Annotated in this window: 26 protein-coding genes; 8 read left to right on the top strand and 18 right to left on the bottom strand. The window is 62.9% G+C overall.

The genetic code is table 11. The features are described 5' to 3' along the window. Entirely contained in the window at positions 1-588 is a 588-nt protein-coding gene (locus tag JFU04_RS21805) for a hypothetical protein (RefSeq protein ID WP_201145697.1), read from the top strand. A 56-nt stretch (positions 589-644) separates the two neighbouring features. Here the strand turns inward: JFU04_RS21805 and JFU04_RS21800 are convergent, their stop codons facing one another. Then, entirely contained in the window at positions 645-1,547 is a 903-nt protein-coding gene (locus tag JFU04_RS21800; protein WP_065909570.1) for a DUF2167 domain-containing protein, read from the bottom strand. 61 nt (positions 1,548-1,608) lie between these two features. Beyond that, positions 1,609-2,472, bottom strand: coding sequence for a LysR family transcriptional regulator (locus JFU04_RS21795; protein WP_201145696.1), 864 nt, complete (start codon positions 2,470-2,472; stop codon positions 1,609-1,611). Positions 2,473-2,573: 101 nt separating this feature from the next. Here JFU04_RS21795 and JFU04_RS21790 point away from each other — a divergent pair, with 101 nt between their 5' ends. After that, positions 2,574-3,533 (top strand): DMT family transporter, encoded by a 960-nt coding sequence (locus JFU04_RS21790; protein WP_201145695.1) that lies wholly within the window; start codon positions 2,574-2,576, stop codon positions 3,531-3,533. Here the strand turns inward: JFU04_RS21790 and JFU04_RS21785 are convergent. Then, a complete protein-coding gene (locus JFU04_RS21785; protein ID WP_065909579.1) occupies positions 3,447-3,818 on the bottom strand; it encodes a VOC family protein in 372 nt (123 codons plus the stop codon). The genes JFU04_RS21790 and JFU04_RS21785 overlap by 87 nt on opposite strands. Before the next feature lie 54 nt (positions 3,819-3,872). Beyond that, positions 3,873-4,640 (bottom strand): substrate-binding periplasmic protein, encoded by a 768-nt coding sequence (locus tag JFU04_RS21780; protein WP_065909580.1) that lies wholly within the window; start codon positions 4,638-4,640, stop codon positions 3,873-3,875. Between the two features lie 133 nt (positions 4,641-4,773). Between JFU04_RS21780 and dnaX the strand changes: the two genes are divergently transcribed. The 5 genes from dnaX (at position 4,774) to JFU04_RS21755 (ending at position 10,445) form a co-directional block, all read left to right on the top strand. After that, a complete protein-coding gene (gene dnaX, locus JFU04_RS21775) occupies positions 4,774-6,828 on the top strand; it encodes a DNA polymerase III subunit gamma/tau (RefSeq protein WP_201145694.1) in 2,055 nt (684 codons plus the stop codon). 43 nt (positions 6,829-6,871) lie between these two features. Then, on the top strand, positions 6,872-7,210 hold the full coding sequence (locus JFU04_RS21770) for a YbaB/EbfC family nucleoid-associated protein (protein WP_003193199.1): 339 nt from the start codon (positions 6,872-6,874) through the stop codon (positions 7,208-7,210). A gap of 182 nt (positions 7,211-7,392) precedes the next feature. Then, positions 7,393-8,427: an NADP-dependent oxidoreductase gene (locus JFU04_RS21765; RefSeq protein WP_065909583.1), complete on the top strand. Its 1,035-nt coding sequence runs from the start codon at positions 7,393-7,395 to the stop codon at positions 8,425-8,427. A gap of 66 nt (positions 8,428-8,493) precedes the next feature. Then, the gene (gene recR, locus JFU04_RS21760) at positions 8,494-9,096 is read left to right on the top strand and encodes a recombination mediator RecR (RefSeq protein ID WP_015885312.1); all 603 of its coding nucleotides are present in this window, start codon (positions 8,494-8,496) and stop codon (positions 9,094-9,096) included. Between the two features lie 200 nt (positions 9,097-9,296). Continuing rightward, positions 9,297-10,445: an acyl-CoA dehydrogenase family protein gene (locus JFU04_RS21755; RefSeq protein WP_201145693.1), complete on the top strand. Its 1,149-nt coding sequence runs from the start codon at positions 9,297-9,299 to the stop codon at positions 10,443-10,445. 108 nt (positions 10,446-10,553) lie between these two features. Here the strand turns inward: JFU04_RS21755 and JFU04_RS21750 are convergent, their stop codons facing one another. Both JFU04_RS21750 and fnr read right to left on the bottom strand, forming a co-directional pair. After that, positions 10,554-11,102, bottom strand: coding sequence for an adenine phosphoribosyltransferase (locus tag JFU04_RS21750; RefSeq protein ID WP_065909587.1), 549 nt, complete (start codon positions 11,100-11,102; stop codon positions 10,554-10,556). An 81-nt stretch (positions 11,103-11,183) separates the two neighbouring features. After that, positions 11,184-11,918, bottom strand: a complete 735-nt coding sequence (fnr, locus tag JFU04_RS21745) for a fumarate/nitrate reduction transcriptional regulator Fnr (protein WP_065909589.1) — start codon at positions 11,916-11,918, stop codon at positions 11,184-11,186. 153 nt (positions 11,919-12,071) lie between these two features. Here fnr and JFU04_RS21740 point away from each other — a divergent pair, with 153 nt between their 5' ends. After that, positions 12,072-12,536 carry a hypothetical protein gene (locus tag JFU04_RS21740; RefSeq protein WP_201145692.1) on the top strand — a complete coding sequence of 155 codons (465 nt, stop codon included), beginning with the start codon at positions 12,072-12,074 and terminating at the stop codon, positions 12,534-12,536. A 7-nt stretch (positions 12,537-12,543) separates the two neighbouring features. On the opposite strand, the gene hemN is transcribed toward JFU04_RS21740, so the two are convergent. The 12 genes from hemN to ccoN all read right to left on the bottom strand — a co-directional run bounded on the left by hemN (position 12,544) and on the right by ccoN (position 23,731). Further along, on the bottom strand, positions 12,544-13,926 hold the full coding sequence (gene hemN / locus JFU04_RS21735; RefSeq protein WP_201145691.1) for an oxygen-independent coproporphyrinogen III oxidase: 1,383 nt from the start codon (positions 13,924-13,926) through the stop codon (positions 12,544-12,546). Positions 13,927-14,029: 103 nt separating this feature from the next. Next, positions 14,030-14,713 carry a sulfite exporter TauE/SafE family protein gene (locus JFU04_RS21730; protein WP_120449427.1) on the bottom strand — a complete coding sequence of 228 codons (684 nt, stop codon included), beginning with the start codon at positions 14,711-14,713 and terminating at the stop codon, positions 14,030-14,032. Then, complete coding sequence (ccoS, locus tag JFU04_RS21725; protein ID WP_065909596.1) at positions 14,706-14,924, bottom strand: cbb3-type cytochrome oxidase assembly protein CcoS; 219 nt, start codon at positions 14,922-14,924, stop codon at positions 14,706-14,708. Before ccoS ends, JFU04_RS21730 begins: the two co-directional genes overlap by 8 nt. A gap of 22 nt (positions 14,925-14,946) precedes the next feature. Beyond that, positions 14,947-17,397 carry a heavy metal translocating P-type ATPase gene (locus JFU04_RS21720; protein WP_065909597.1) on the bottom strand — a complete coding sequence of 817 codons (2,451 nt, stop codon included), beginning with the start codon at positions 17,395-17,397 and terminating at the stop codon, positions 14,947-14,949. Positions 17,398-17,512: 115 nt separating this feature from the next. Next, the gene (locus JFU04_RS21715; protein ID WP_201145690.1) at positions 17,513-18,052 is read right to left on the bottom strand and encodes a FixH family protein; all 540 of its coding nucleotides are present in this window, start codon (positions 18,050-18,052) and stop codon (positions 17,513-17,515) included. A gap of 15 nt (positions 18,053-18,067) precedes the next feature. Continuing rightward, complete coding sequence (gene ccoG, locus JFU04_RS21710; protein WP_065909601.1) at positions 18,068-19,483, bottom strand: cytochrome c oxidase accessory protein CcoG; 1,416 nt, start codon at positions 19,481-19,483, stop codon at positions 18,068-18,070. Positions 19,484-19,690: 207 nt separating this feature from the next. Continuing rightward, the gene (locus JFU04_RS21705; protein ID WP_065909602.1) at positions 19,691-20,101 is read right to left on the bottom strand and encodes a type II toxin-antitoxin system VapC family toxin; all 411 of its coding nucleotides are present in this window, start codon (positions 20,099-20,101) and stop codon (positions 19,691-19,693) included. Then, positions 20,102-20,356, bottom strand: a complete 255-nt coding sequence (locus JFU04_RS21700; protein WP_065909603.1) for a type II toxin-antitoxin system Phd/YefM family antitoxin — start codon at positions 20,354-20,356, stop codon at positions 20,102-20,104. A gap of 159 nt (positions 20,357-20,515) precedes the next feature. Then, positions 20,516-21,493, bottom strand: coding sequence for a cytochrome-c oxidase, cbb3-type subunit III (ccoP, locus tag JFU04_RS21695; RefSeq protein ID WP_065909604.1), 978 nt, complete (start codon positions 21,491-21,493; stop codon positions 20,516-20,518). After that, on the bottom strand, positions 21,490-21,675 hold the full coding sequence (locus JFU04_RS21690; RefSeq protein WP_005790274.1) for a CcoQ/FixQ family Cbb3-type cytochrome c oxidase assembly chaperone: 186 nt from the start codon (positions 21,673-21,675) through the stop codon (positions 21,490-21,492). The genes ccoP and JFU04_RS21690 overlap by 4 nt, the downstream gene beginning before the upstream one ends. Positions 21,676-21,680: 5 nt before the next feature. Beyond that, positions 21,681-22,289 carry a cytochrome-c oxidase, cbb3-type subunit II gene (gene ccoO / locus JFU04_RS21685; RefSeq protein WP_003193167.1) on the bottom strand — a complete coding sequence of 203 codons (609 nt, stop codon included), beginning with the start codon at positions 22,287-22,289 and terminating at the stop codon, positions 21,681-21,683. Then, entirely contained in the window at positions 22,289-23,731 is a 1,443-nt protein-coding gene (ccoN, locus tag JFU04_RS21680; RefSeq protein WP_065909606.1) for a cytochrome-c oxidase, cbb3-type subunit I, read from the bottom strand. The genes ccoO and ccoN overlap by 1 nt, the downstream gene beginning before the upstream one ends. Positions 23,732-23,894 lie beyond the last annotated feature (163 nt).

Genomic DNA, 23,894 nt, shown 5'->3' with positions numbered 1-23,894 from the left:
ATGATCCGTTTTCTTGCTGTCGGCGTGTTGTCATTGTGCGCGGTTGCCCCTGCGTTTGCTGGCACCCCTGCGTTGCATTCGGGCAAGTACGAGGGCCTGATGTTGGCAGTGACGCCTGACCATCAAGTCGAAGGTTTCTACGCCGAGGAACTGGGCGAGGGCGTGACCCGCAGTTGCGCGTTTTACCTGCAAGGCCAGCCCGGCGCACTGACCACCTGGCACGACGAAGCCTACCCCGGCAGCGTGGCCCCGTCGTCCGACGGCGTTACCCTGACGGTGGAGCAGGGCCGCCAGCATCCCGGCTGCATGAACGTGCTGATGCCGGAGATTGCCACCGGCCTGGAGCTGACCCGGACCGCCAGCAAAAACTGGATCGGCCTGGTCACGGTGGCCGCCGACAAGGCGTATTTGCAGAAAACCCCTGGCGCCAAGGCCGCCAAGCGCCCGTATATCGTCAAGGGTGATGTGGTGGGCGTGCTGGCTGTCAGGGATGGCTGGGCCCAGGTCGAGTTCATCAATGCCCAGGACCGTTCGTTCAGCGGCTGGATCAGCCAGGGCCAATACAGCCGTCTCGCGCCGCCGCGCTGAGACCTCCCGAACGCCGCTGCGTGCCTGGCACGCAGCGGCGTTTTTGTGTGCGGGTTTCAGGCCTTGTTGCGGTTGAACAGCTTGCGCACACCGGCGAGCAGCGCCACGACGCCGATCACCAGAAACTTCTTCGCCGCCAGCAGGAAGATGCCGATCTTGGCGAACAAGCCGGCCTTGGCGGCAATCCCGCCGGCTACCAATGCCGCGAGGCCGTAAGTGGCCAGCTTGTCGGTTTTCGGGTTGAAGTCGGTGTAGAGGTTGCCGTCGGTGAAGTTGGTGAAGGCCAGGACCTTGGGCATTTCCTGCTTGATCGTGGACAGATCGGCCATCGCGGCGACGGCATTGAGTTCCAGCACGCCTTCACGGCCCAGCACACGGATGCTGTAGTTGAGCGTGGTTTGCTCGGCGTCGTCGGCCTTCAGTTCGCGGGCCCAGTACATCTTGTGGGTGGTGTCGTCGTAGCGCGGCGGCTCGGCCCAGCCCAGCAGGTGCAGGCCCGCGTAGCCTTGTTTCTGGCGTTCCTGGTTCTCGGCTTCGTCTTCTTCCTGCATTTGCTTGAGCAGGTCGGCGTAGTCGATTTTCGCCGCATCCTCGTCGGAAATGTGCCCGTCGGCCTTGTAGCTGACGATCACGCCCCAGCCGCGCTCCGACAGCGGGCTGACGGCTTTCGGCACGATCATGCCCAGGGTCTTGAAGCCCGGCGGGTTGCCCCAGCCATCGGTCAGCAGGCGCTCGGTGTCGGCCGGGTCGAGGTAGTAGAACTCGTCGTTGAGCTTGAGCGTGGCGATGCCGCTGGGCAGGCTGATGGTGCCGGTCTTCTGCTTGAGTGATGCAAGAAAGTGCTCAGCCGTTTCCGCGGGGGCGCTGGCTTCTACGGGGGCAGGTGGGGCGGCTGCGAAAGCGGGGGCGACAGGCAGGCTCAGGGCGGCCGCCGCCAGTAACAGGCGGAAGTAATTCATGGTAGTCCCTTACATTTTGAATTAATTTCGCGGGAGGATAATACGAAATAGCTGCTACGGGTTAGCCAAACGTCTCGCGCAGCAGCCCGGCGAAGGCGTCCCGTGCCAGGTGCCGCTGGGTGTCCTTATGCCAGAACAGCAGGTTGTCCACGGCCTGCAGTTCCTCGAATCGGTACGACGCCAACTGGTTGGCCTGCTCATACCGGGCCAGGATGCCTTCGGGCGCGAGTGCCACGCCAATCCCGGCGCTGACGCAGCCGATGATTGTGCCCCAGCTGGCGTAACTGGCGATGGTCGGCTTGAAGTCATGGGGCTTGACCCAGTTTTCGAGTGCCGCGCGGTAGGGGCAGCCGGGTGGCCAGACCAGCAAGGTGCGCCCGGCCAGGTCCTGGGCACTCTGGATGGGGGCGCTGGAGGCACTGGCGATCAGCACCAGGCGCTCGCTGTAGACCACGCTGTGTTCCAGCTTCGCGCGTTTATTGCCCGAGGCCACCAGTGCCACGTCCAGGCGGTGGTGCTGCAGGTCATCGAGCAGCTGGCCCCAGGCACCGGTCACCAGTTCCAGGCTGACCTCCGGGTAGCGTCGATGATATTCCGCCAGCAGCGGCGGCAAGCGGCCGCTGGCGCTGGACTCCACCGCCCCGATCCGCAAGGTCCCACGCGGGATGGCATTCGCGTCCACGGCGCGTTTGGATTCATCCACCAGGGCGAGGATGCGCTCGCAGTATTCGAGGAAGATCTCACCGGCCGCGCTGATCGCCAGCCCGCGCCCGGCGCGGATGAACAGCGGGGTGCCCAGCTCGCTCTCCAGTTGCTTGATGCGCGTGGTGATATTGGACGGCACGCAGTGCAATTGCAGGGCGGCCTGGGCCACGCTGCCGGTTTGCGCCACGGCTCGCACCATTTTCAGTTGGGCCAGTTCCATCGCTCAGTTCCAGTGATTTCAGAAGTCAGAAACGGTTAATTGTCCTGCGCCTTGGCCGGGCCAAGACTGACGGCATTCCTTCTCAGTTCCGGATGCCGTCGATGAATACCCCGTCACCCGTAAAGCTTACGCTAGTCATCGCCAGCGTCATCCTCTGTTGGGCCTATTCGCCCATTGGCGTGCACATGGGGCTGCACAGCTACAGCCCCGGCCAGTTGGCGTTGCTGCGGTTCTTGATTGCCTCGGTGTTCATGGGCGCTGTAGCCCTGGTGCTGGGCATCGGCCGGCCGCGCCTGCGGGATGTGCCGTGGTTGCTGGTGCTGGGGTTCTTCGGGGTGTTCCTGCACCACACCAGCCTCAATTATGGGCAGCAATGGGTGACGGCGGCAGCCTCCAGTGTGCTGGCGCAGTCGGCGCCATTGTTCAGCGTGCTGATCGCGTTTGTCTGTCTCAAGGAGCGGGTCAGCCTGTGGCGTTGGAGCTGCGTCTTGCTCGGATTGCTCGGCGTGCTGGTGGTGATCTGGGGTGACCAGGGCATCAGTGATATCGACCCGCGAGGCTTGCTGATACTGCTCGCGGCAGTGTCGTGGAGCGTGTATTTCGCCATCCAGAAACACTATGCCCACCGCTACAGCCCGTTGACCATGGCGTGCTACATGGTGTGGGCCGGCACGCTGATGCTCTGCGTGAACCTGCCGGGCCTGCCCGCCGCCGTGGCGCAGGCACCGTTGGCGGAAAACCTGGCGGTGCTGGTCCTGGGTATCTTCCCCAGCGCCCTGGCCTACCTGGCCTGGGGCTACGTGTTGAAGCATGTCGAGGTCAGCCGTGCGTCGGTGGCGATGTACCTGATTCCACCGGTCGCCATGGTGCTGGCCGCGACGCTGCTGGGCGAGCACATTGCCGTGCAAGTGATGCTCGGCGCGGTGATCGTGCTGGCCAGCGTCGCGGCCATCAGCCTGGAAGGGCGCTGGCGCTCAGTCGTTCAGGCTGAACGCACGCAGGCGGTGGCCGTCGAGGTCCTGGGCGACAAAGGTGTAGCCGAAATCCACGGCGGTCGGTGATTGAATGATCGTCGCGCCACGTTCGACCCACACGTCGTGCAACGCGTCCACGGCGCCGGTGTCGGGCAGCGAGAAGCCCACTTCACCACCGCCGCCGGTCAACTGCGCTGCCGGCGCCACGGTATGACGCGACCACAGCCCGAGTTTCACGCCGTTGCCCAGAATGAACAGGGCAAACGTCGGGTTGAGCTCCACTGGCGGCTGGTCCAGCAGGCGGCTATAGAAGTTGGCGCTGGTGGCCGGGCTGTCGACGTACAGCAGGAAGTAATGAGCGACGGTGTGCATGCTGGCTCCTTGAGGACGGGCGTTTGAGTGGGGCCAGTCTATAAGGCGGTACTGTCAGTTCCTGTCAGGAGTGTGCAGGGGCTGCGCGCCTTCCCCGGTGTACAGCTGGATGATGTCATCGATCTCGCCCGACATCTTCATCCGCAGCAGCGTGCGCAGGATGCGCTGTACCGGCACGTCCGGGTCGTTGCGCACGGTGCAGCCGAGGTTCTGCTCATCGATCACCGCGACCTTGTGCAGCTTTTGGCCGATCGGCATGCGCTGGTTGAAACGGTCGAGAATCCATTCGTTGATCACCGCAAACTTGAAGCGCCCGGCCACCAGTTTGTGCAGCACCTGTTCTTCGCTGCGCGCATCGTCGCGGGTGAGTTGGCCGCTGGCAAACAGCGGGTCGAGCGTGGCGTAGCGATAGTTGAGCACCGTGCCGATCGATTGCGCCGGCAATTGCTTCACATGGACCGGTTGCGCGGGCACCTGGGTGCTGACCAGCAGGTTGCGCTGCACCATCAGCGGGATGCTCCAGGTGTAATCACCGGACAGGTTGTCGAACCAGGCCTGGGTGACATAACAGCGCACGTCGATCTCGCCGTGTTCCATGGCCGCCGAGATACGCGCCCGTGCCAGCACGTGGAACTGCGCCGGTCGACCGACCTGGGTGGCCAGGCTCAACATCAAGTCATACAAAATCCCCTGGGTGGGCCGGCCGTCCTCCAGTTGCACCATGGGCATCGCCCAGCTGTCGGAAACCGAGAAGCGCAGCGGTGCGGGCGCCGCCAGGCTGGCCGAGGCAATCATCCATAAAGCGCCCAGGACTACGCGCATAGACTCTCCGGGTTCAGGCCTTTTCGGGGCCAATCAGCAGAGCTTAGTCAGATTAGACGAGCGTGCCGGATGCAATTTCCCCCTTGCTCCGCTAGCATTACCGGCTCCCGCTTCCCAGTTGCGACGGTTTTCGATGAGTTATCAGGTTCTTGCACGTAAATGGCGTCCGCGCTCGTTCCGCGAAATGGTCGGCCAGACCCATGTGCTCAAGGCTCTGATCAATGCCTTGGACAGCCAACGGCTGCACCACGCCTACCTGTTCACCGGTACTCGCGGGGTGGGCAAGACCACCATTGCGCGCATCATCGCCAAATGCCTGAACTGTGAAACCGGTATCACTTCCACGCCCTGTGGCACGTGTTCGGTGTGCCGGGAAATCGACGAAGGGCGTTTTGTCGACCTGATCGAGATCGACGCCGCGAGCCGCACCAAGGTCGAAGACACCCGCGAGCTGCTCGACAACGTGCAGTACGCGCCGAGCCGTGGTCGCTTCAAGGTCTACCTGATCGACGAAGTGCACATGCTTTCCAGCCACTCTTTCAACGCCCTGTTGAAGACGCTGGAAGAGCCGCCGCCCTACGTCAAGTTCATCCTGGCCACCACCGATCCGCAGAAACTCCCTGCAACGATTCTGTCGCGGTGCCTGCAGTTCTCGCTGAAAAACATGACCCCCGAGCGTGTGGTCGAGCATCTGACCCACGTGCTGGGCGTCGAGAACGTGCCGTTCGAAGACGACGCACTGTGGCTGCTCGGCCGTGCGGCGGATGGTTCGATGCGCGACGCCATGAGCCTCACCGACCAGGCCATCGCCTTTGGTGAAGGCAAGGTCATGGCCGCCGATGTGCGCGCCATGCTCGGTACCCTGGACCACGGCCAGGTGTTCGACGTGCTGCACGCGCTGATCGAAGGCGACGCCAAGGCGTTGCTCGAAGCCGTGCGCCACTTGTCGGAGCAAGGCCCGGACTGGAACGGCGTGCTCTCGGAAATCCTCAATGTGCTGCACCGCGTCGCCATCGCCCAGGCGTTGCCGGAAGGTGTCGACAACGGCCATGGCGACCGCGACCGCGTGTTGGCCCTGGCCCAGGCGCTGCCGGCCGAAGACGTGCAGTTCTACTACCAGATGGGCTTGATCGGGCGTCGCGACCTGCCGCTGGCGCCGGACCCGCGAGGTGGCTTCGAGATGGTCATGCTGCGAATGCTGGCCTTCCGGCCCGCTGACTCGGCGGACGCACCGAGACAGCCGCTAAAGCCAGTGGGGATCAGCCAGGCCACAGTTGATTCCGCCAAACCAGTGGCTGGCGCGGCGGTGGTTGCGCCAGTGGTTGCTGCACCTGTTGCGCCGGCGCCTGAGCCTGCGCCCGTGGTGGCAGCGCCGGTGGTAACGCCGCCTCCGGTGGCCGAGCCCGAGCCTGCGCCTGTTGTCGACCTGCCCTGGAATGATCCGGTAGAGCCTGAAGTCGAGCCCGAACTGCAGCCTGCGGTGGAGCCCGTGCTGGAAACGGCCGGCGAGCAGCCGGAGCTGACGCCGATGCCCACGCCGACCCCTGACAGCGTGGTGCCGGATGCGCCGGAGTGGGTCGCCGCGCCTGTGCCGGAACCGACCGTCGCTCAGGTCGAGGCCGCCGTTCCAGGGATCGACCTGGATGACGAGCCGCCGCTGGACGAAGACTACATCGAGCCGGACATGGATTCGGCCTACAGCTACCTGGACGACCTGGCCAGCGAGCACACTGCCGAGCCGGCCCTGGAGCCCGAGGCCGAGCCTGCTGCGGCGCCGGCCACCGGCCTGGCCCTGCAATGGCTGGAGCTGTTCCCGAAGTTGCCGATTTCCGGCATGACCGGCAGTATTGCCGCCAACTGCACCCTGATTTCCATCGAGGGCGACCACTGGCTGTTGCACCTGGACCCGGCCCACAGCGCCCTGTTCAACGCGACCCAGCAACGTCGCCTCAACGATGCCCTGAACCAGTACCATGAGCGCACGCTGACCGTCGCCATCGAGCTGATCAAGCCTGAGCAGGAAACCCCGGCCCAGGCCGCGACCCGCCGGCGCATCAACCGCCAGCGCGAAGCCGAGGACTCGATCCAGGCTGATCCGCTCATCCAGCAAATGATGCAACAGTTCGGCGCCGTCGTTCGCCACGATACAATTGAACCTGTCGAAGCCCCGGTGCCCCAGGCGTCCTGATACCGGGCTACTAAATTGATCCACGTACTTTGAGGTGATTCCCATGATGAAAGGTGGCATGGCCGGCCTGATGAAGCAGGCGCAGCAGATGCAGGAAAAGATGGCCAAGATGCAGGAAGAACTGGCCAACGCCGAAGTCACCGGTAAAGCCGGTGGCGATATGGTCAGCGTGGTGATGACCGGTCGTCACGACATCAAGCGCGTGAGCATCGACCCAAGCGTGTTGCCAGGCGTGGGCGAAGATGACCTGGAAATGCTCGAGGCGCTGTTCGCCGCGGCCGTCAACGACGCCGTGCGCAAGATCGAAGCCAACAGCCAGGACAAAATGTCCGGCGTGACCGCTGGCATGCAATTGCCACCGGGCATGAAGCTGCCGTTCTGATCGGCGAGCTTTAGCTAGACTCCAGTGCCAGGCCTCGTGCCTGGCATTTTTTTTGGGTGTGACGTCGGTTTGCCACGCCGCTGCGATGCACACGCGGCGGGGCGATAGACGAAACATCGAACCGCAAGCGCTCTACCATGGTCTGCACCCTATACCGATGAATTCGATAAAGGAGCCCCCTGATGCCTCAAGAACCGATTCTTAACCAGCGCATCGTCCTGGTCTCACGCCCGCAGGGCGCCCCGACCCCGGAAAATTTCCGCCTGGAACGCGTGAACCTGCCGGAGTTGGCAGACGGCCAGGTTCTCCTGAAAACCCTGTACCTGTCCCTCGACCCCTACATGCGTGGCCGCATGAGCGATGCACCGTCCTACGCCGCGCCGGTGGAAATCGACGAGGTGATGACCGGTGGTGCTGTCAGCCGTGTCGAGCAGTCGCGTAATCCGAAATTTGAAGTGGGCGACCTCGTCGTCGGTTCCACCGGCTGGCAGAGCCACAGCATTTCCGATGGCCGCAACCTGATGCCGGTGCCGAAGGGCCTGGCCAGCCCGTCCATGGCCCTTGGGGTGCTGGGCATGCCGGGCATGACCGCGTACATGGGTCTCACGGACATTGGCCAGCCACAGGCCGGCGAAACCCTGGTGGTGGCGGCAGCGTCCGGCGCCGTGGGCTCGGTGGTGGGGCAGGTGGCCAAGCTCAAGGGCTTGCGTGTGGTAGGTGTGGCGGGAGGCGCGGACAAGTGCCGCTACGTGGTCGAGGAGTTGGGCTTTGATGCCTGCATTGACCACAAGAGCGCGGATTTTGCCAACGAGTTGGCCCTGGCGTGCTTCAAAGGCGTGGACATCTATTTCGAGAACGTCGGCGGCAAGGTGTTTGACGCGGTCGTGCCGCTGCTCAACCCCAAGGCGCGGATTCCGCTGTGTGGGCTGATTGCCGGTTATAACGCGCATGAACTGCCGAGTGGTCCTGACCGTCTGCCGGCGCTGCAGCGGACCTTGCTGACCAAGCGGGTGCGTATCCAGGGCTTTATCGTGTTCGACGACTACGGTGATCGCCATCCGGAGTTCATCAGTGCCATGGCGCCATGGGTGCGCGAGGGCAAAGTGAAATTTCGCGAAGACGTGGTCGATGGCCTGGAGCAGGCGCCCGAAGCGTTTATCGGTTTGCTGGAGGGACGTAACTTCGGCAAGTTGGTGGTACGTGTCGCGCAGGATTGAGGATTTGACGCTCATCCGGGGCGCGGGTATAAACCGCGTCTCGTTGTTTTGTCGGACCATTGCCCCATGAGCTTCAGCCCTCTGATTCGCCAACTGATCGACGCCTTGCGCACATTGCCCGGCGTTGGCCAGAAAACCGCCCAACGCATGGCGCTGCAGCTGCTGGAGCGTGACCGCAGCGGCGGCACCCGGCTGGCCCAGGCCCTGAGCCAGGCCATGACTGGCGTGGGCCATTGCCGCCAGTGCCGCACTCTCACTGAAGAAGAACTTTGCCCGCAATGCGCCGACCCGCGCCGCGACGACACCCTGCTGTGCGTGGTGGAAGGGCCGATGGATGTGTACGCGGTGGAACAGACCGGCTATCGCGGGCGCTACTTTGTGCTCAAGGGCCATCTGTCGCCGCTGGACGGCCTGGGCCCGGAGGCCATCGGCATTCCGCAACTGGTGGCGCGCATTGAAGAGCAGGGCACCTTTACCGAGGTGATCCTGGCCACCAACCCTACGGTGGAAGGTGAAGCGACGGCGCATTACATCGCGCAGCTGTTGACCAACAAAGGCCTGATCACCTCGCGCATCGCCCACGGCGTGCCGCTGGGTGGCGAGCTGGAGCTGGTGGATGGCGGGACGCTGGCTCACTCGTTCGCAGGTCGCAAGCCGATCGCGCTGTAAAAAACACCGCAGCTCAAAAATGTGGGAGCGGGCTTGCTCGCGAAAGCGGTCTGTCAGTGCCAAATGCACTGACTGTTCCACTGCTTTCGCGAGCAAGCCCGCTCCCACATTGGTTTTGTATTGTCAGCAGAATATGCGCATAACTTGATAACCAAGCAAGCGCTTGGTAAGTTCGCTCCACTTCACCGTGGAGCTTGCCGATGTCTGCCTACCAGGACTACTTCGACCCCAGCCACCAGTTGGTCCGCGACAGCGTGCGCCGTTTTGTCGAGCGCGAAATGCTGCCGGACATCGAGCAATGGGAGGAGGCCCACAGCTTTCCCCGTGAGCTGTACCTCAAGGCCGGTGCGGCGGGAATCCTGGGGATTGGTTATCCCGAGGCCCTTGGCGGTAGCCATGAAGGTGACCTGTTCGCCAAGGTGGCCGCCAGTGAGGAGCTGATGCGCTGCGGTTCTGGCGGGGTGGTGGCGGGCTTGGGGTCGTTGGATATCGGCTTGCCGCCGATAGTCAAATGGGCGTTGCCATCGGTGCGCGACCGGGTGGCACCCCAGGTGCTGTCGGGCGAGAAGATCATCGCCCTGGCGGTGACCGAGCCGGGCGGCGGCTCCGATGTGGCCAGCCTGCAGACCCGCGCCATTCGGGAGGGCGAGCATTACCGCGTCAGCGGCAGCAAGACCTTTATCACCAGCGGTAGCCGTGCCGACTTCTACACCGTTGCCGTGCGCACCGGCGGGCCGGGCTTTGCCGGTATCAGCCTGCTGCTGATCGAGAAAAACACCGCTGGTTTCACTATTGGCCAGCCCCTGAAGAAAATGGGCTGGTGGGCGTCGGACACCGCTGAATTATTCTTCGACGATTGCCGCGTGCCCGTAGGCAACCTGATTGGTGCTGAGAACATGGGCTTCGCCTGCATCATGGGCAACTTTCAGAGCGAACGCCTGGCGCTGGCATTGATGGCCAACATGACTGCGCAGATGGCGCTGGAGGAAAGCCTCAAGTGGGCTTCCCAGCGCGAAGCGTTCGGCAAACCCATCGGCAAGTTCCAGGTGCTCAAGCATCGCCTGGCGGAAATGGCTACCGCTGTGGAGGTGTCCCGCGAGTTCACCTACCGCCAGGCAGCGAAGATGGCGGCCGGCAAAAGTGTGATCAAGGAAATCTCCATGGCCAAGAACCTCGCCACCGACACCGCCGACCGCGTCACCTATGACGCTGTGCAGATCCTCGGCGGCCAGGGCTACATGCGCGGCAACCTGGTGGAGCGGCTGTACCGCGACAACCGCATCCTGTCCATCGGCGGGGGCACCCGCGAGGTGATGAATGAGATCATCAGCAAGCAGATGGGGTTGTGATCATGGGTGCTCTTTCGAGCGCTATCGCTGGCAAGCCAGCGCCTACGGGTGGGCGCCTGCCAAGGTGGGAGCCGGGCTTGCCCGCGATGGGGCCGGTGCAGGCAGCGATTAACGTTCGTTCAACGCGAACTGCGTCAGGCAGAAGGTCGGGATACCCATGTCTTCCAGGCGTTGCGACCCACCCAGCTCCGGCAGGTCGATGATCGCCGCCGCTTCGAAGATCTTCGCCCCCATGCGCCGCACCAGGTTGGCCGCCGCAATCAGGGTGCCACCGGTGGCGATCAGGTCATCGAACATCAGTACCGAGTCGCCCTCGCAGAGGCTGTCGGCGTGGACTTCCAGGAACGCTTCGCCGTATTCCGTCTGGTAACCCTCGGCCAGGACGTCAGCCGGCAGCTTGCCCTGCTTGCGGAACAGGATCAGCGGTTTGTTCAGTTGATAGGCGATGATCGAACCGATCAGGAAGCCCCGCGCATCCATCGCGCCGATATGGCTGAAATCGGCCTCGACGTAACGGTGAGCAAAGGTGTCGGCCACCAGGCGCAGGGCCTTGGGCGATTGGAACAAGGGCGTGATGTCACGAAAGATCACCCCAGGCTTGGGGAAGTCGATGACGGGACGGATCAGGGATTTGATGTCGAACGAATCGAAGGTCATCGGCGCAGAGTCCTGGGCGTGGAAAACGGACGCCAAGTATACCTGCGGCCTTGCCAATTGGCGCGGCCGCAGGCGTCTGCCTCAGGTCTCCAGGGAGCCACCGGCGAGTGCGCACAGCTGGATCGGATCGAGGATATGCACTTCCTTGCCTTCGGCGGCGATCAGCTCGTTCTGCTGGAAGCGGGTAAACACGCGAGACACGGTTTCCACGGCGAGGCCCAGGTAGTTGCCGATTTCATTGCGCGACATGCTCAGGCGGAACTGGTTGGCCGAGAAACCCCTGGCGCGAAAACGTGCCGACAGGTTGACCAGGAACGTGGCGATACGCTCGTCGGCGGTTTTCTTCGACAACAGCAGCATCATTTGCTGGTCGTCGCGAATCTCGCGGCTCATCACGCGCATCAACTGGCGGCGCAGTTGCGGCAACTGCAGGGCCAGTTCGTCGAGGCGCTCGAAGGGGATTTCGCACACCGACGTCGTCTCCAGCGCCTGGGCCGACACCGGGTGGATCTCGGTGTCCATGCCCGACAAGCCGACCAGTTCGCTGGGCAGGTGGAAACCGGTGATCTGTTCCTCGCCGCCGTCGCTCAGGCTGAACGTCTTCAGGGCGCCCGACCGTACTGCATAGACGGAGTCGAACTTGTCGCCCTGGCGAAACAGAAACTCGCCTTTTTTCAGTGGGCGACCGCGTTTAACGATCTCGTCCAGCGCATCCATGTCTTCCAGATTCAGCGAAAGTGGCAGGCAGAGGGGGGCCAGGCTGCAATCCTTGCAATGAGCCTGGCTGTGAGCGCGCAGTTTAACTGGCTCGGACATTTCTTAAATCCTTGTGGGAAAACACACATAAGACGTAAGGGTAACGCACTGGGGGGCGCCGAGGCCAGCCTGTACAAAAAACCGGCAGCGGTATAAAGGTTTTTGTAACAGGGTCGATACAGTGGTGTACCTCCATGAGCCGGAGCTCAGAACATGTCCGTTATCGCTGCCAACAACCCTGCCATCCGCCTGCCGATCGTGCCGGATACGAAACCTGCCGCAGGGGCCGATGAAAAGGCCGAAGCCCCCGCGCCTGCTGCTGAAACCAAGGCGGTCGAGGGTGTGGCGGTGAAGATTTCCAGTGCCGGTTTCCAGGCTGCCAAAGCCGATTCCAACAAGGACATCGACGACAGCAACCTGAAGGACAGCATCAAGCAACTGCTGAAAATGATTCGTGAGCTGAAGAAGCAGATTGCCGACAAGATGGCCGAAATCGCGGCGGCTTCGGCGGATAACTCCTTGACCCCCGAGGCGCGCCAGGCGCGGGTGGGTAACCTGCAGGCCTCGCTGGCGGCCTTGCAAAGCGGCCTGACGATGGCCCAGATGCAACTGGGCAAGGCCTTGAAGGACGAGCCAGCCGACGCACAGATGCAAGCCATGAGCCTGGCATCGAAGTAGCGCCCGCTCAGATCACCCGCGAAAATCGCTGCCTGTTCTGATGTTCCAGATAGGCATCGAACACCATGCACACTGAGCGTACCAACAGCCTGCCAGCCGGCAGCACACGGATGCCCTGCGCGTCCAGTTCGATCAGGCCGTCCTGCGCCATGGTCTCGAGTTGGGGCCAGACGTCGTCAAAATACCCGCGAAAATCAATGTTGAAAGCCTGCTCGACCCGATCGAAGGCCAGGCTGAAATTGCAGATCAATTGCTGAATCACCTCGCGTCGCAGCCGATCATCGGTGGTGCACAGCAAGCCACGGCTGGTGGCCAGTTGAGCGCCGGCGAGGGTGTTCTGGTAGCCGTTGAGGTCGCTGGTGTTCTGGCAGTACAGGTCACCGATCTGGCTGATGGCGGACACGCCGAGCCCGATCAGGTCGCAATGCCCATGGGTGGTGTAGCCCTGGAAGTTGCGCTGCAGGGTGCCTTCTTCCTGGGCGACGGCGAGTTCGTCGTCCGGCAGGGCGAAGTGGTCCATGCCGATGTAGCGATAGCCGGCCTGGGTCAGTTGTTCGATGGTGGTTTGCAGCATCAGCAACTTGGACGCCGGTGACGGCAGTTCCTCGGTGTTGATCCGCCGCTGGGGCATGAAGCGCTCAGGCAGGTGGGCATAGTTGAATACCGACAGGCGGTCGGGTTGCAGCCTGATCACTTCCTCCACGGTGCGCGCGAAATTGATCGGCGTCTGCTTGGGCAGGCCGTAGATCAGGTCGATATTGATCGAACGAAACTGCAGGGTGCGCGCCGCATCGATCACCGCGCGGGTCTCTTCCAGGCTTTGCAGGCGGTTGACCGCGCGCTGCACGTCCGGGTCGAGGTCCTGCACGCCGATGCTGACGCGGTTGAAGCCCAGTTCGCGCAGCAGGCCCATGGTCGCCCAGTCGGCCTCGCGCGGGTCAATCTCGATGCCGTAGTCGCCGGAGTCACCGTCAAGCAGATTGAAGTGCTGGCGCAGGCTGCCCATGACCTGGCGCAGTTCGTCGTGGCTGAGAAAGGTCGGCGTGCCGCCGCCCAGGTGCAGTTGTTCCACCGGCTGCTTGGGGTCGAGGTGGCAGGCCACCAGTTGGATCTCCTGCTCCAGGCGCTGCAGGTACGCCTGGGCGCGGCCACGGTCCTTGGTGATCACCTTGTTGCAGGCGCAGTAGTAGCAAATGTTCGCGCAGAACGGCACATGCACATACAGCGACAGCGGGCGCACCGCCTTGCGGCTGTCGCGCAGGGCGTGGAGCAGGTCGAAAGTGCCGACCTGGCTGTCGAATTGTACGGCGGTGGGGTAGGACGTGTAGCGCGGTCCCGCCAGGTCGTAGCGGTGAATCAGATCGGTGTCCCAACGAATGGCGTCGAGCATGCGGGCGTTCCCCCGGATAGGCTAGTGGGCCGAGTCTAGGGGCGTGACCTGGAGGGCATGTTGATTTGCATCAACGGGGAGCGGCGCTATGCCACATGGCCTTTTAATGGCCCATTAGCCAGTGCTGATGCGGACCGGGCAATGTCCAGACGCCGAACAGGATCACCAGCAAGCCGCCGGCCACGCGCACACTGCGTTTGCGCAATAACGCCGTGACCCGCTCCGCTGCCAGGCCGGTGGCCAGCAGCACTGGCCAGGTGCCCAAGCCGAATGCCAGCATCAGCAACGCGCTGTCCAGTGCATTGCCCTGGCTCGCCGCCCACAGCAGGGTGCTGTAGACCAACCCGCACGGCAACCAGCCCCACAGCGCGCCCAGCAGCAATGCGCGGGGCAGGCTGGACACCGGCAGCAAACGGTTCGCCACCGGCTGTATATAGCGCCACAGGCCGCGTCCGAGGCTTTCGATGCGCGTCAGGCCGCTCCACCAGCCGGCCAGGTACAACCCCATGCTGATCAACAGCAACCCGGCGAGTACACGCATGAACATCGCCGCCGGGCTGTTGGCCACGGCCCAGCCGGCCAGGCCGATCAACAACCCCGCCGTGGCATAGCTGAGGATGCGCCCCAGGTTGTACGCCAGCAGCAGGCGAAAGCGGCGGCTGCGTTGCTCCTTGGGAATCGCCAGGGTCAGCGCGCCCATCAGCCCGCCGCACATGCCCAGGCAGTGGCCGCCGCCCAGCAGGCCGAGAATCAGCGCGGAGACCAGCAGCGGCGCGAGTTCAAGCATGGGGCGGATCTTTGGGCGCGGGCGGCTGCTCGGGGCCGTTGGCCTCGTCGATGGCGGCCAGGTGGTTGGGGTCCTGATCGTCGAACAGCACGCTGTGGGCCGGGCCGTCGAGGTCATCGTACTGGCCGCTGTCCACCGCCCAGAAGAAGATGTAGATAGCGACACCGACTAACAGCAGCGCCGCCGGAATCATCACGTATAGAGCTGGCATCTGCACTCCATGCCCGCGCGGCTCAAGCCGGCAGCGGGCGGGTTACTGAGGGGGCGCTGTGAGCCGGCGCGCTCGGCAGGCGAGTCAGGCGCAGGGCGTTGAGCACCACGGTCAACGAACTGAGGGACATGCCGATCGCCGCCCAGATCGGGGTGATCCAACCGAGGGCGGCAAACGGCAGCATCAGGCCATTGTACAGCCCGGCCCACAGCAGGTTCTCAATGATTACCCGGCGGGTACGCCGCGCCAGGCTGAAGGCTTGCACCAGCGCGTCGAGGCGGTTGGACAGCAGCACCGCATCGGCGCTGGTCTTGGCCAGATCAGTGGCCGAGCCCATGGCCACGCTGATATCGGCAGCGGCGAGTACCGGCACATCGTTGACGCCATCGCCGAGCATCAACACCGTGCGGCCTTGCTGGTGCAAGCGTTGCAACACCTGCAGTTTGTCGTCGGGGCGCAGGCCGCCGTGGGCTTCGTCGATGCCCAGCTCAGCGGCGACACTCGCGACCATCGGCGAGGTGTCCCCCGACAGCAGCAGCGTGCGCCAGCCACGCGCCTTGCACGCGGCCAGCAACGCGGGTGCGTCGCTGCGCAGGCGGTCGTCCAGCACGAACCAGGCGAGGGCGCCGTCACGGTCACCGAGCAGCAGCCATTGGCCGGCTTCGTTCGGCGAGGCCGGCATCGGGCAGCCACTGAGTTCGCAGACAAACCCCGGCTGGCCGATGCGCAGCAGGCGTTCACCGACGCGGCCTTCCAAGCCGAGCCCAGGGAAACTCAGCACTTCATCGGCGGCCATGGGCGCACGGCCAAACGCGCGGGCAATCGGGTGTTCGGAGCGATTTTCGAGGGCGGCGGCGAGGGCCAGGCACAAGTCGCTGCTGGTGGCGCCCAAGGTGCGGATGGCTTTGAGTGCCAGGCGGCCTTCAGTGAGGGTGCCGGTCTTGTCGAAAATCACCGTGTCGATCTGGTTCAAGCCTTCGAGCACGTGGCCCCGGGTCAGCAGCAGGCCGAGTTTGTGCAGGGTGCCGGTGGCGGCGGTGAGGGCGGTCGGCGTGGCCAGGGACAGCGCGCACGGGCAGGTCGCAACCAGCATCGCCAGCACGATCCAGAACGCCCGCGACGCATCCAGCTCCCACCACACCAGGCCGATCACCGCCGCGGCGATCAGCGAGCACAACAGGAACCACTGCGCGGCGCGGTCGGCGATCTGCGCCAGGCGCGGTTTCTCGGCCTGGGCTCGCTCCAGCAGGCGCACGATGGCGGACAGGCGCGTGTCGTGGCCCAACGCCCGCACCTCGACCTTCAGGGCGCCCTCGACATTCAGGGTGCCGGCAGTCACCGCATCGCCCGCGCGCCGGGGTTGCGGCAGGTATTCGCCGGTGAGCAGCGATTCATCGATGCTCGATTGACCGTCGAGGATCACTCCGTCCGCAGGCAGTACCGCGCCGGGATGCACCAGCACCCGGTCGCCCACCGCCAGTTCGCTCAAGAGGATGCGCTCGCTCTGGCCATCCCCCTTCAGGCGCAGGCACGAGGCCGGCAGCAGGTTGACCAATTGCGCGGTGGCCGCCGCCGTCCGCTCGCGTGCGCGGCGCTCCAAGTAACGTCCGGCGAGCAGGAACAGGGCGAACATGCCGACGGCGTCGAAGTACAACTCGCCGACCCCGGTGATCGCCGTCCAGATACCGGCCAGATAGGCCCCGCCAATCGCCAGGGAGACCGATACATCCATGGTCAGGTGGCGGGTGCGCAGATCGCGCAGGGCGCCTTTGAAAAACGGCGCACAGCTGTAGAACACGATGGGTGTTGTCAGAAACATCGCCACCCAACGCAGGATCACGTGCAGCTCGGGGCTCAGGTCGATATTGAATTCCGGCCAGGTGGCCATGGTCGCCATCATCGCCTGGAACCACAGCAAGCCGGCCACGCCCAATTGGCGCAGGGCGAGGCGGTTTTCGCTGGCCAATTGCTCGGCGGCACGGTCGGCCTGATACGGGTGCGCGGCGTAGCCGATGTGGCGCAGTTCGCTGAGCAGTTGGCTCAACGGCAACTGGCCATCGGCCCAGCGCACCTGCAGGCGATGGTTGGACAGGTTCAACCGCGCCTCGGCGACGGCGGGTAGGCTGCGCAGGTGTTTTTCGATCAGCCAGCCGCAGGCCGCGCAGCTGATGCCTTCCATCAGCAGTGTCGCTTCGGCGAGATCGCCGTCGTGGCGCACGAAGGGTTTTTGCACGTCGGCGCGGTCATACAGCGCCAGTTCGTCGACCAGTTGCACGGGCAGCGCCTCGGGGTTGGCCGAGGCTTCGCTGCGGTGCTGGTAATAGCTTTCCAGGCCCCCGGCCACGATGGCTTCGGCCACGGCCTGGCAGCCGGGGCAGCACAGCTCGCGGCGCTCGCCGAGGATCACCGCCGTGAAGCGGCTGCCGGGCGGGACGGGGAGGGCGCAGTGGTAGCAGGGGGTTGGGCTGGTCATTGGTAGGGATTCTAGCCGGCTGGGAGGGCCGCATCGCCGGCAAGCCGGCTCCTGCAGGGTAACGCGTCAGGCCTGCAGGCGCCGGCTTGCCGGCGATGCGCGAAGCGCAGGTGGATTATTTTTTCAGGTCTTCGGCACCCTGCAGTGGCTCATCACCCAACAGCAAGTCCTTGTCGTGGCTGACCTGTTCTTCTTCGAACATGCGCCAGGTGCGGTCACCTTCCACGCCGAGCAACTCGACGAAACGACGGCCTTCGACTTTGTCGGTGACCTGGCCGATGTAGCGGCCGGCTTCGCTGTCGCTGCGGGCCAGGTTGATCTTGCGATCCTTTTCCGGCTGGGTCGGGGAGATCAGGTTCAGTTCCAGGGTCGCCGGGTTGCTGTTGCCGGTCAGGTGCACGTCGACTTCGCCGGTCAGTTCGTCCAGATGCACCTTGGCGCGCAGTTGCAGGGTCTGGGCCAGCATTTCGCGGTCCAGTGAGCGGTTGATGCCTTTGCCGGCCTCGTAGTAGTTGTCGTTGACCAGATTGTCCGGGTTGTTCACCGCGATGGTCACCATGGACAAGGTCAAGGTCACCGAGCAGGCCAGGATCCCAATGATGATCCAGGGCCAGAGGTGCTTGTACCAGGGGCTTGCGGCAGTAGCTACGGACATTCTCATGCTCTCTGTTTAACGGACTTGTGGGCCGATGAATCGGCTCTTGGCTTCGATCTGGACGCTGGTGTCATCGGCATCGCGCAGGATGAAGGTCACCTCGTTGGTGCTCGACGGCAACTGCTCCGGTGCACTCGACAGCTCCACCGGCATGCTGACGATATCGCCGGCGGCCACCTTGATTTCGCGCCGACCCTGCAGCTTGAGATCCGGCAGGCCGGCGGCGTCGAGCACGTAGGTGTGGTCGCGCTGGTCCTTGTTCATGATCTTCAGGCTGTAGACGTTTTCGATCCGGCCCTCGGCATTTTCGCGGTACAGCACGCGGTCTTTGCTGACGTCGAAACCCACCAGCGAGCGCATGAAAAACGCCCCGACCAGCAGGCCGATCATCGCCAGCAACACCAGCGCGTAACCGATCAGGCGCGGGCGCAATTTGTGGGTCTTCTGCCCGGACAGGTTGTGCTCGGTGGTGTAGCTGATCAGGCCGCGCGGGTACTCCATCTTGTCCATGATGTTGTCGCAGGCATCGATGCAGGCGGCGCAACCGATGCACTCGATTTGCAGGCCGTCGCGGATGTCGATGCCGGTGGGGCAGACCTGCACGCACATCGTGCAGTCGATGCAATCGCCGAGGCCCTGGGCCTTGTAGTCGACACCTTTTTTACGCGGGCCACGCACTTCGCCACGGCGGGGGTCGTAGGAGACGATCAGGGTGTCCTTGTCGAACATCACGCTCTGGAAGCGTGCATACGGGCACATGTAGATACACACCTGTTCGCGCAGCCAGCCGGCATTGCCGTAGGTGGCGAGGGTGAAGAACCCGACCCAGAAATACGACCAGCCATCGGCTTGGCCGGTGAAGAAGTCGAACACCAGTTCGCGGATCGGCGAGAAGTAGCCGACAAAGGTCATGCCCGTGACAAACCCGATCAACAGCCACAGGGTGTGCTTGCTGAATTTGCGCAGGAACTTGTTGATGCCCATGGGCGCTTTATCGAGCTTGATGCGCTGGTTGCGGTCGCCTTCGGTGACTTTTTCGCACCACATGAAGATCCACGTCCACACGCTTTGCGGGCAGGTATACCCACACCACACGCGGCCGGCGTACACCGTGATGAAGAACAGGCCAAACGCCGCCACGATGAGGATGCCCGAGAGCAGGATGAAGTCCTGGGGCCAGAAGGTTGCGCCAAAAATGAAGAACTTGCGCTCCGGCAGGTTCCACCACACTGCCTGGTGTCCGCCCCAGTTCAGCCACACCGTGCCGAAGTAGAGCAGGAACAGGCCGGCGCCACCGAGCATGCGCAAGTTGCGGAACAGGCCGGTGAAGGCGCGGGTGTAGATTTTCTCTCGCGACGCATAAAGGTCGACGGATTGACTGGCGTTTTTGGCAGGCGGGGTAACGTCATGTACCGGTATCTGGTTGCTCATCATTGCATCCCACGGCGGTGGAGATTTGCCTCGGCCAGTACGTGCCAACCGGGGTCAAATTAAGGGTGTTGCAGTGGCCTAATGATACGCCCCCGACAGTGCGCAAAGGGTGCGACCTTTGGTCGCGTTGGGGGAAATCAATTGATGGTGTACGTGACCTGGATCAATTGACTTGAGAAGTATGGACGGTTTTTGCCGGTGAGCAGGTCATTCGTCCCACGGATTTATCAGGGCAACACCACTGGACTTGAAGTCGCTGATGTTACGCGTCACCACGGTGAGCCCATGCACCAGCGCAGTTGCGGCAATCAATGCGTCACTTTCGTTAGCTTGGTCCGGCACCTGTAAATGGGCACAGCGCAGCGCAACGGCGGCATCAACCGGCAATATTCTGGCATCGAACGCTGGCATTACATGACGTTTGAGCCACGTACGCAGCACTTTCCCCTGGGCCGGGTCTCGGCGCTCCATCCGCAGTACGCCGGTTTCCAGTTCTTTCAGCGTAATTGCTGAGATAAACATGCGCGGGGCGATAACGCTTTTTGCCCAGGCGACCACTCTTGCGTCAGCCTGAGGTTTACGAAGTTCAGAGATTACGTTGGTGTCGAGTAGGTACATTCAAGAGAAGTCCACGGGGCGGTGAGTGACCACGGCACGTTCGGTTTCAAAGTCGATTTCGGCCGCTTCCGGCATCACCAACAGGTCAACGATGTCGACATTCAGACCTGTCAGTTTCTGGTAGTCCTCAATGCTTAGCAGTACATGGGCTGGCTTGCCGCGATCAGTGATAAAAACCGGCCCCTGACGGGCGGCTTTTTTGGCACCGCTTGTGTCTTGGTTGAATTCCCGACTGGAAATGGTGGTGATAGTCATGGGCATCCCCCCTTCGGTAGATTTAATGTAGTTACGTTACTACTTTGTGGCGGTGGGCGACAAGCTCGATATTACGAGCGGTTGAGCATTCGGCCGTTGAAATGGCAGCAGCCAGAAACGACAAAGCCCCGTGATTCGGGGCTTTGTCATGACTAAGGCTTACTGCTCTTCAGTCTTCTTGTCCCCATGGGACAAGCTGTACACATACGCCGCCAGCAGGTGCACCTTGTCGTTGCCCTGCAGTTGCTCCTGCGCAGGCATCTGGCCCTGGCGGCCCCAGCGGATGGTCTGCTGCAGTTGCGCGAAGCTCGAGCCGTAGATGAACGCGCCCGGGTGAGTCAGGTCGGGTGCGCCCATGGCGGGGGTGCCTTTGCCGGCCGGGCCATGGCAGGCCACGCAGTTGGCGGCGAAGAGTTTCTCGCCGTTGGCCACGTCGGCCTTGGTGCCTTCCGGCAGCTTGCGCCCATCGAGGTTGGTGACGACGAAGGCAGCCACATCGGCCACGCCCTGTTCCTTGAGGATATCCAGCCAGGCCGGCATCACCGCATGGCGGCCCTTCATGATGGTTTCCTTGATGGTGGCCGGCTCGCCACCCCAACGCCAGTCGGCGTCGGTCAGGTTGGGGAAGCCATAGGCACCCTTGGCGTCGGAGCCGTGGCAGACCGAGCAGTTGGAGGCGAACAGGCGGCCACCCATCTTCAGGGCCTGTGGGTCCTTGGCGACTTCCTCAATTGGCATCGACGCGAATTTGGCGAAGATCGGCCCGAACTTGGCGTCCGACCTGGCCATTTCCTTTTCCCATTCGTGCACGCCGGTCCAGCCGGTCTGGCCGTTGGCGAAGGGGGTTTGCTTGTCGTTGTCGAGGTAGTTGTAGCCCGGCAGCAGGCCTTTCCAGTTGCCCAGGCCGGGGTAGAGCGCCAGGTAACCGAGGGCGAAAATGATGGTGCCGACGAACAGCATGAACCACCACTTGGGCAGCGGGTTGTCGTACTCCTCGATGCCGTCGAACGAGTGGCCGACGGTCTCGTCGGTCTGCTCGGCGCGCTGGCCCTTGCGGGTCGACAGCAGCAGCCAGGTCAGGGCGAAAATGGTACCCAGACTGAGGACTGTGACGTACAGACTCCAGAACGTAGTCATTCTTTGTTACTCCTAGAAGCTTGCTCGACGTGCTTGATGGCTTCGGGATCATCCGCAAAGGGCAGCATGGTCGCGTCGTCAAACTCCGACTTGCGTCGCGGGCTGAACACCCACAGCGCCAGGCCGACAAAGGCCACCATCACTACAACGGTGCCCAGGCCTCGAATCATCCCGATATCCATGTAGGTCACCGTTTGCTTTTGATGATGGTGCCAAGGCCTTGCAGGTAGGCCACCAATGCGTCCATTTCAGTCTTGCCCTTCACGGCTGCAGCGGCACCGGCGATGTCTTCGTCGGTGTAGGGCACGCCCAGGGTGCGCAAGACTTCCATCTTCTTCGCGGTGTCCTTGCCGTCGAGCTTGTTTTCCACGAGGAATGGGTACGCCGGCATTTTCGACTCAGGCACCACGTTGCGCGGGTTGTACAAGTGCGCACGTTGCCAGTCATCGGAGTAACGCCCGCCGACACGGGCCAGGTCCGGGCCGGTGCGCTTGGAACCCCAAAGGAACGGGTGGTCCCATACGCTTTCGCCGGCAACCGAGTAGTGGCCGTAGCGTTCGGTCTCGGCGCGGAACGGGCGGATCATCTGCGAGTGGCAGCCGACACAGCCGTTGGCGATGTAGACGTCGCGGCCTTCCAGTTCAAGCGCGGTGCGCGGCTTCATGCCTTCGACCGGCTTGTTGGTCACGTCCTGGAAAAACAGCGGGACGATCTGGGTCAGGCCGCCGATGCTCACGGCGATGACCATGAAGAAGGCCAGCAGGCCGATATTCTTCTCGACTACTTCATGCTTCATCAGTGGGCTCCCACAACGGCGATCTTGGCGGCGGCTTCGGCTTCTGCAGGGTCGGAGGCACGCACGGTGCGCCAGACGTTGTAGGCCATGAACAGCATGCCGGCGGCAAAGAACGTACCGCCCAGGGCGCGGACGATGTAGCCCGGGTGGCTGGCTTGCAGCGCTTCGACGAAGGAGTAGGTGAGGGTGCCGTCATCGTTGATCGCACGCCACATCAGGCCCTGGGTGATGCCGTTGACCCACATCGAGGCGATGTAGAGCACGGTGCCGATGGTGGCCAGCCAGAAGTGCGTGTTGATCAGCCCGACGCTGTGCATCTGCGCACGGCCGAACAGTTTCGGGATCATGTGGTACAGCGCGCCGATGGAGATCATCGCCACCCAGCCGAGGGCGCCGGCATGAACGTGGCCGATGGTCCAGTCGGTGTAGTGGGAGAGCGAGTTGACGGTCTTGATCGCCATCATCGGCCCTTCGAAGGTCGACATGCCGTAGAACGCCAGCGAGACCACGAGAAAGCGCAGGATCGGGTCGGTGCGCAACTTATGCCAGGCGCCCGACAGGGTCATCATGCCGTTGATCATGCCGCCCCAGCTCGGGGCCAGGAGGATGATCGACATTGCCATGCCCAGCGACTGCGCCCAGTCCGGCAGCGCGGTGTAGTGCAGGTGGTGCGGGCCGGCCCAGATGTACAGGGTGATCAGCGCCCAGAAGTGCACGATGGACAGGCGGTACGAGTAAATAGGACGTTCGGCCTGTTTCGGCACGAAGTAGTACATCATCCCGAGGAAACCGGTGGTCAGGAAGAAACCCACGGCGTTGTGGCCGTACCACCACTGGATCATCGCATCCGTCGCCCCGGCATAGGCCGAGTAGGACTTGAACAGGTTCACCGGCAACGAAGCGTGGTTGACGATGTGCAGCATCGCCGTGACCAGGATGAAGGCACCGTAGAACCAGTTACCGACATAGATGTGCTTGGTCTTGCGCTTGACGATGGTGCCGAAGAACACCACCGCATAGGTCACCCAGACGATGGCGAGCAGGATCGCGATCGGCCATTCCAGCTCGGCGTATTCCTTGGTGGTGGTGTAGCCCAGCGGCAGGGTGACAATGGCGCTGACGATGACCGCTTGCCAACCCCAGAAGGTGAAGGCCGCGAGACTGTCGGAGATCAGTCGCGTCTGGCAGGTGCGCTGCACGACATAGTAGGAGGTGGCAAACAATGCACATCCGCCGAAGGCGAAAATCACCAGGTTGGTGTGCAGCGGGCGCAGGCGGCCGAAGGTCGTCCAGGGCAGGCCGAAATTCAATTCCGGCCAGACCAGTTGCGAGGCGATGAACACCCCGAGCCCCATGCCAAGGATCCCCCAGACCACCGTCATGATGGCGAACTGGCGGACTACCTTATAGTTATAAGCAGTCGGACTGATTGCTGTGCTCATTCTAAGGTTCCACGGTTTAGGTTTTTTTATAGGTAAAATCGGCCGCAAGTATGTAGAAAGCGAGGGGCCATTGCAACGCAATGACTGACCTGTATCAATGCGTTCCACGCCAGATTCTGCGCCCTTTCCATGTTTTGCGTAGGGACAAAATCCGAAATCGAAA

This window comes from Pseudomonas sp. TH21, from assembly GCF_016651025.1.
Lineage (GTDB): Bacteria > Pseudomonadota > Gammaproteobacteria > Pseudomonadales > Pseudomonadaceae > Aquipseudomonas > Aquipseudomonas aylmerensis.
Note: the sequence above shows the minus strand (reverse complement) of the source record. Positions and strands in the feature narration are given on the sequence as shown.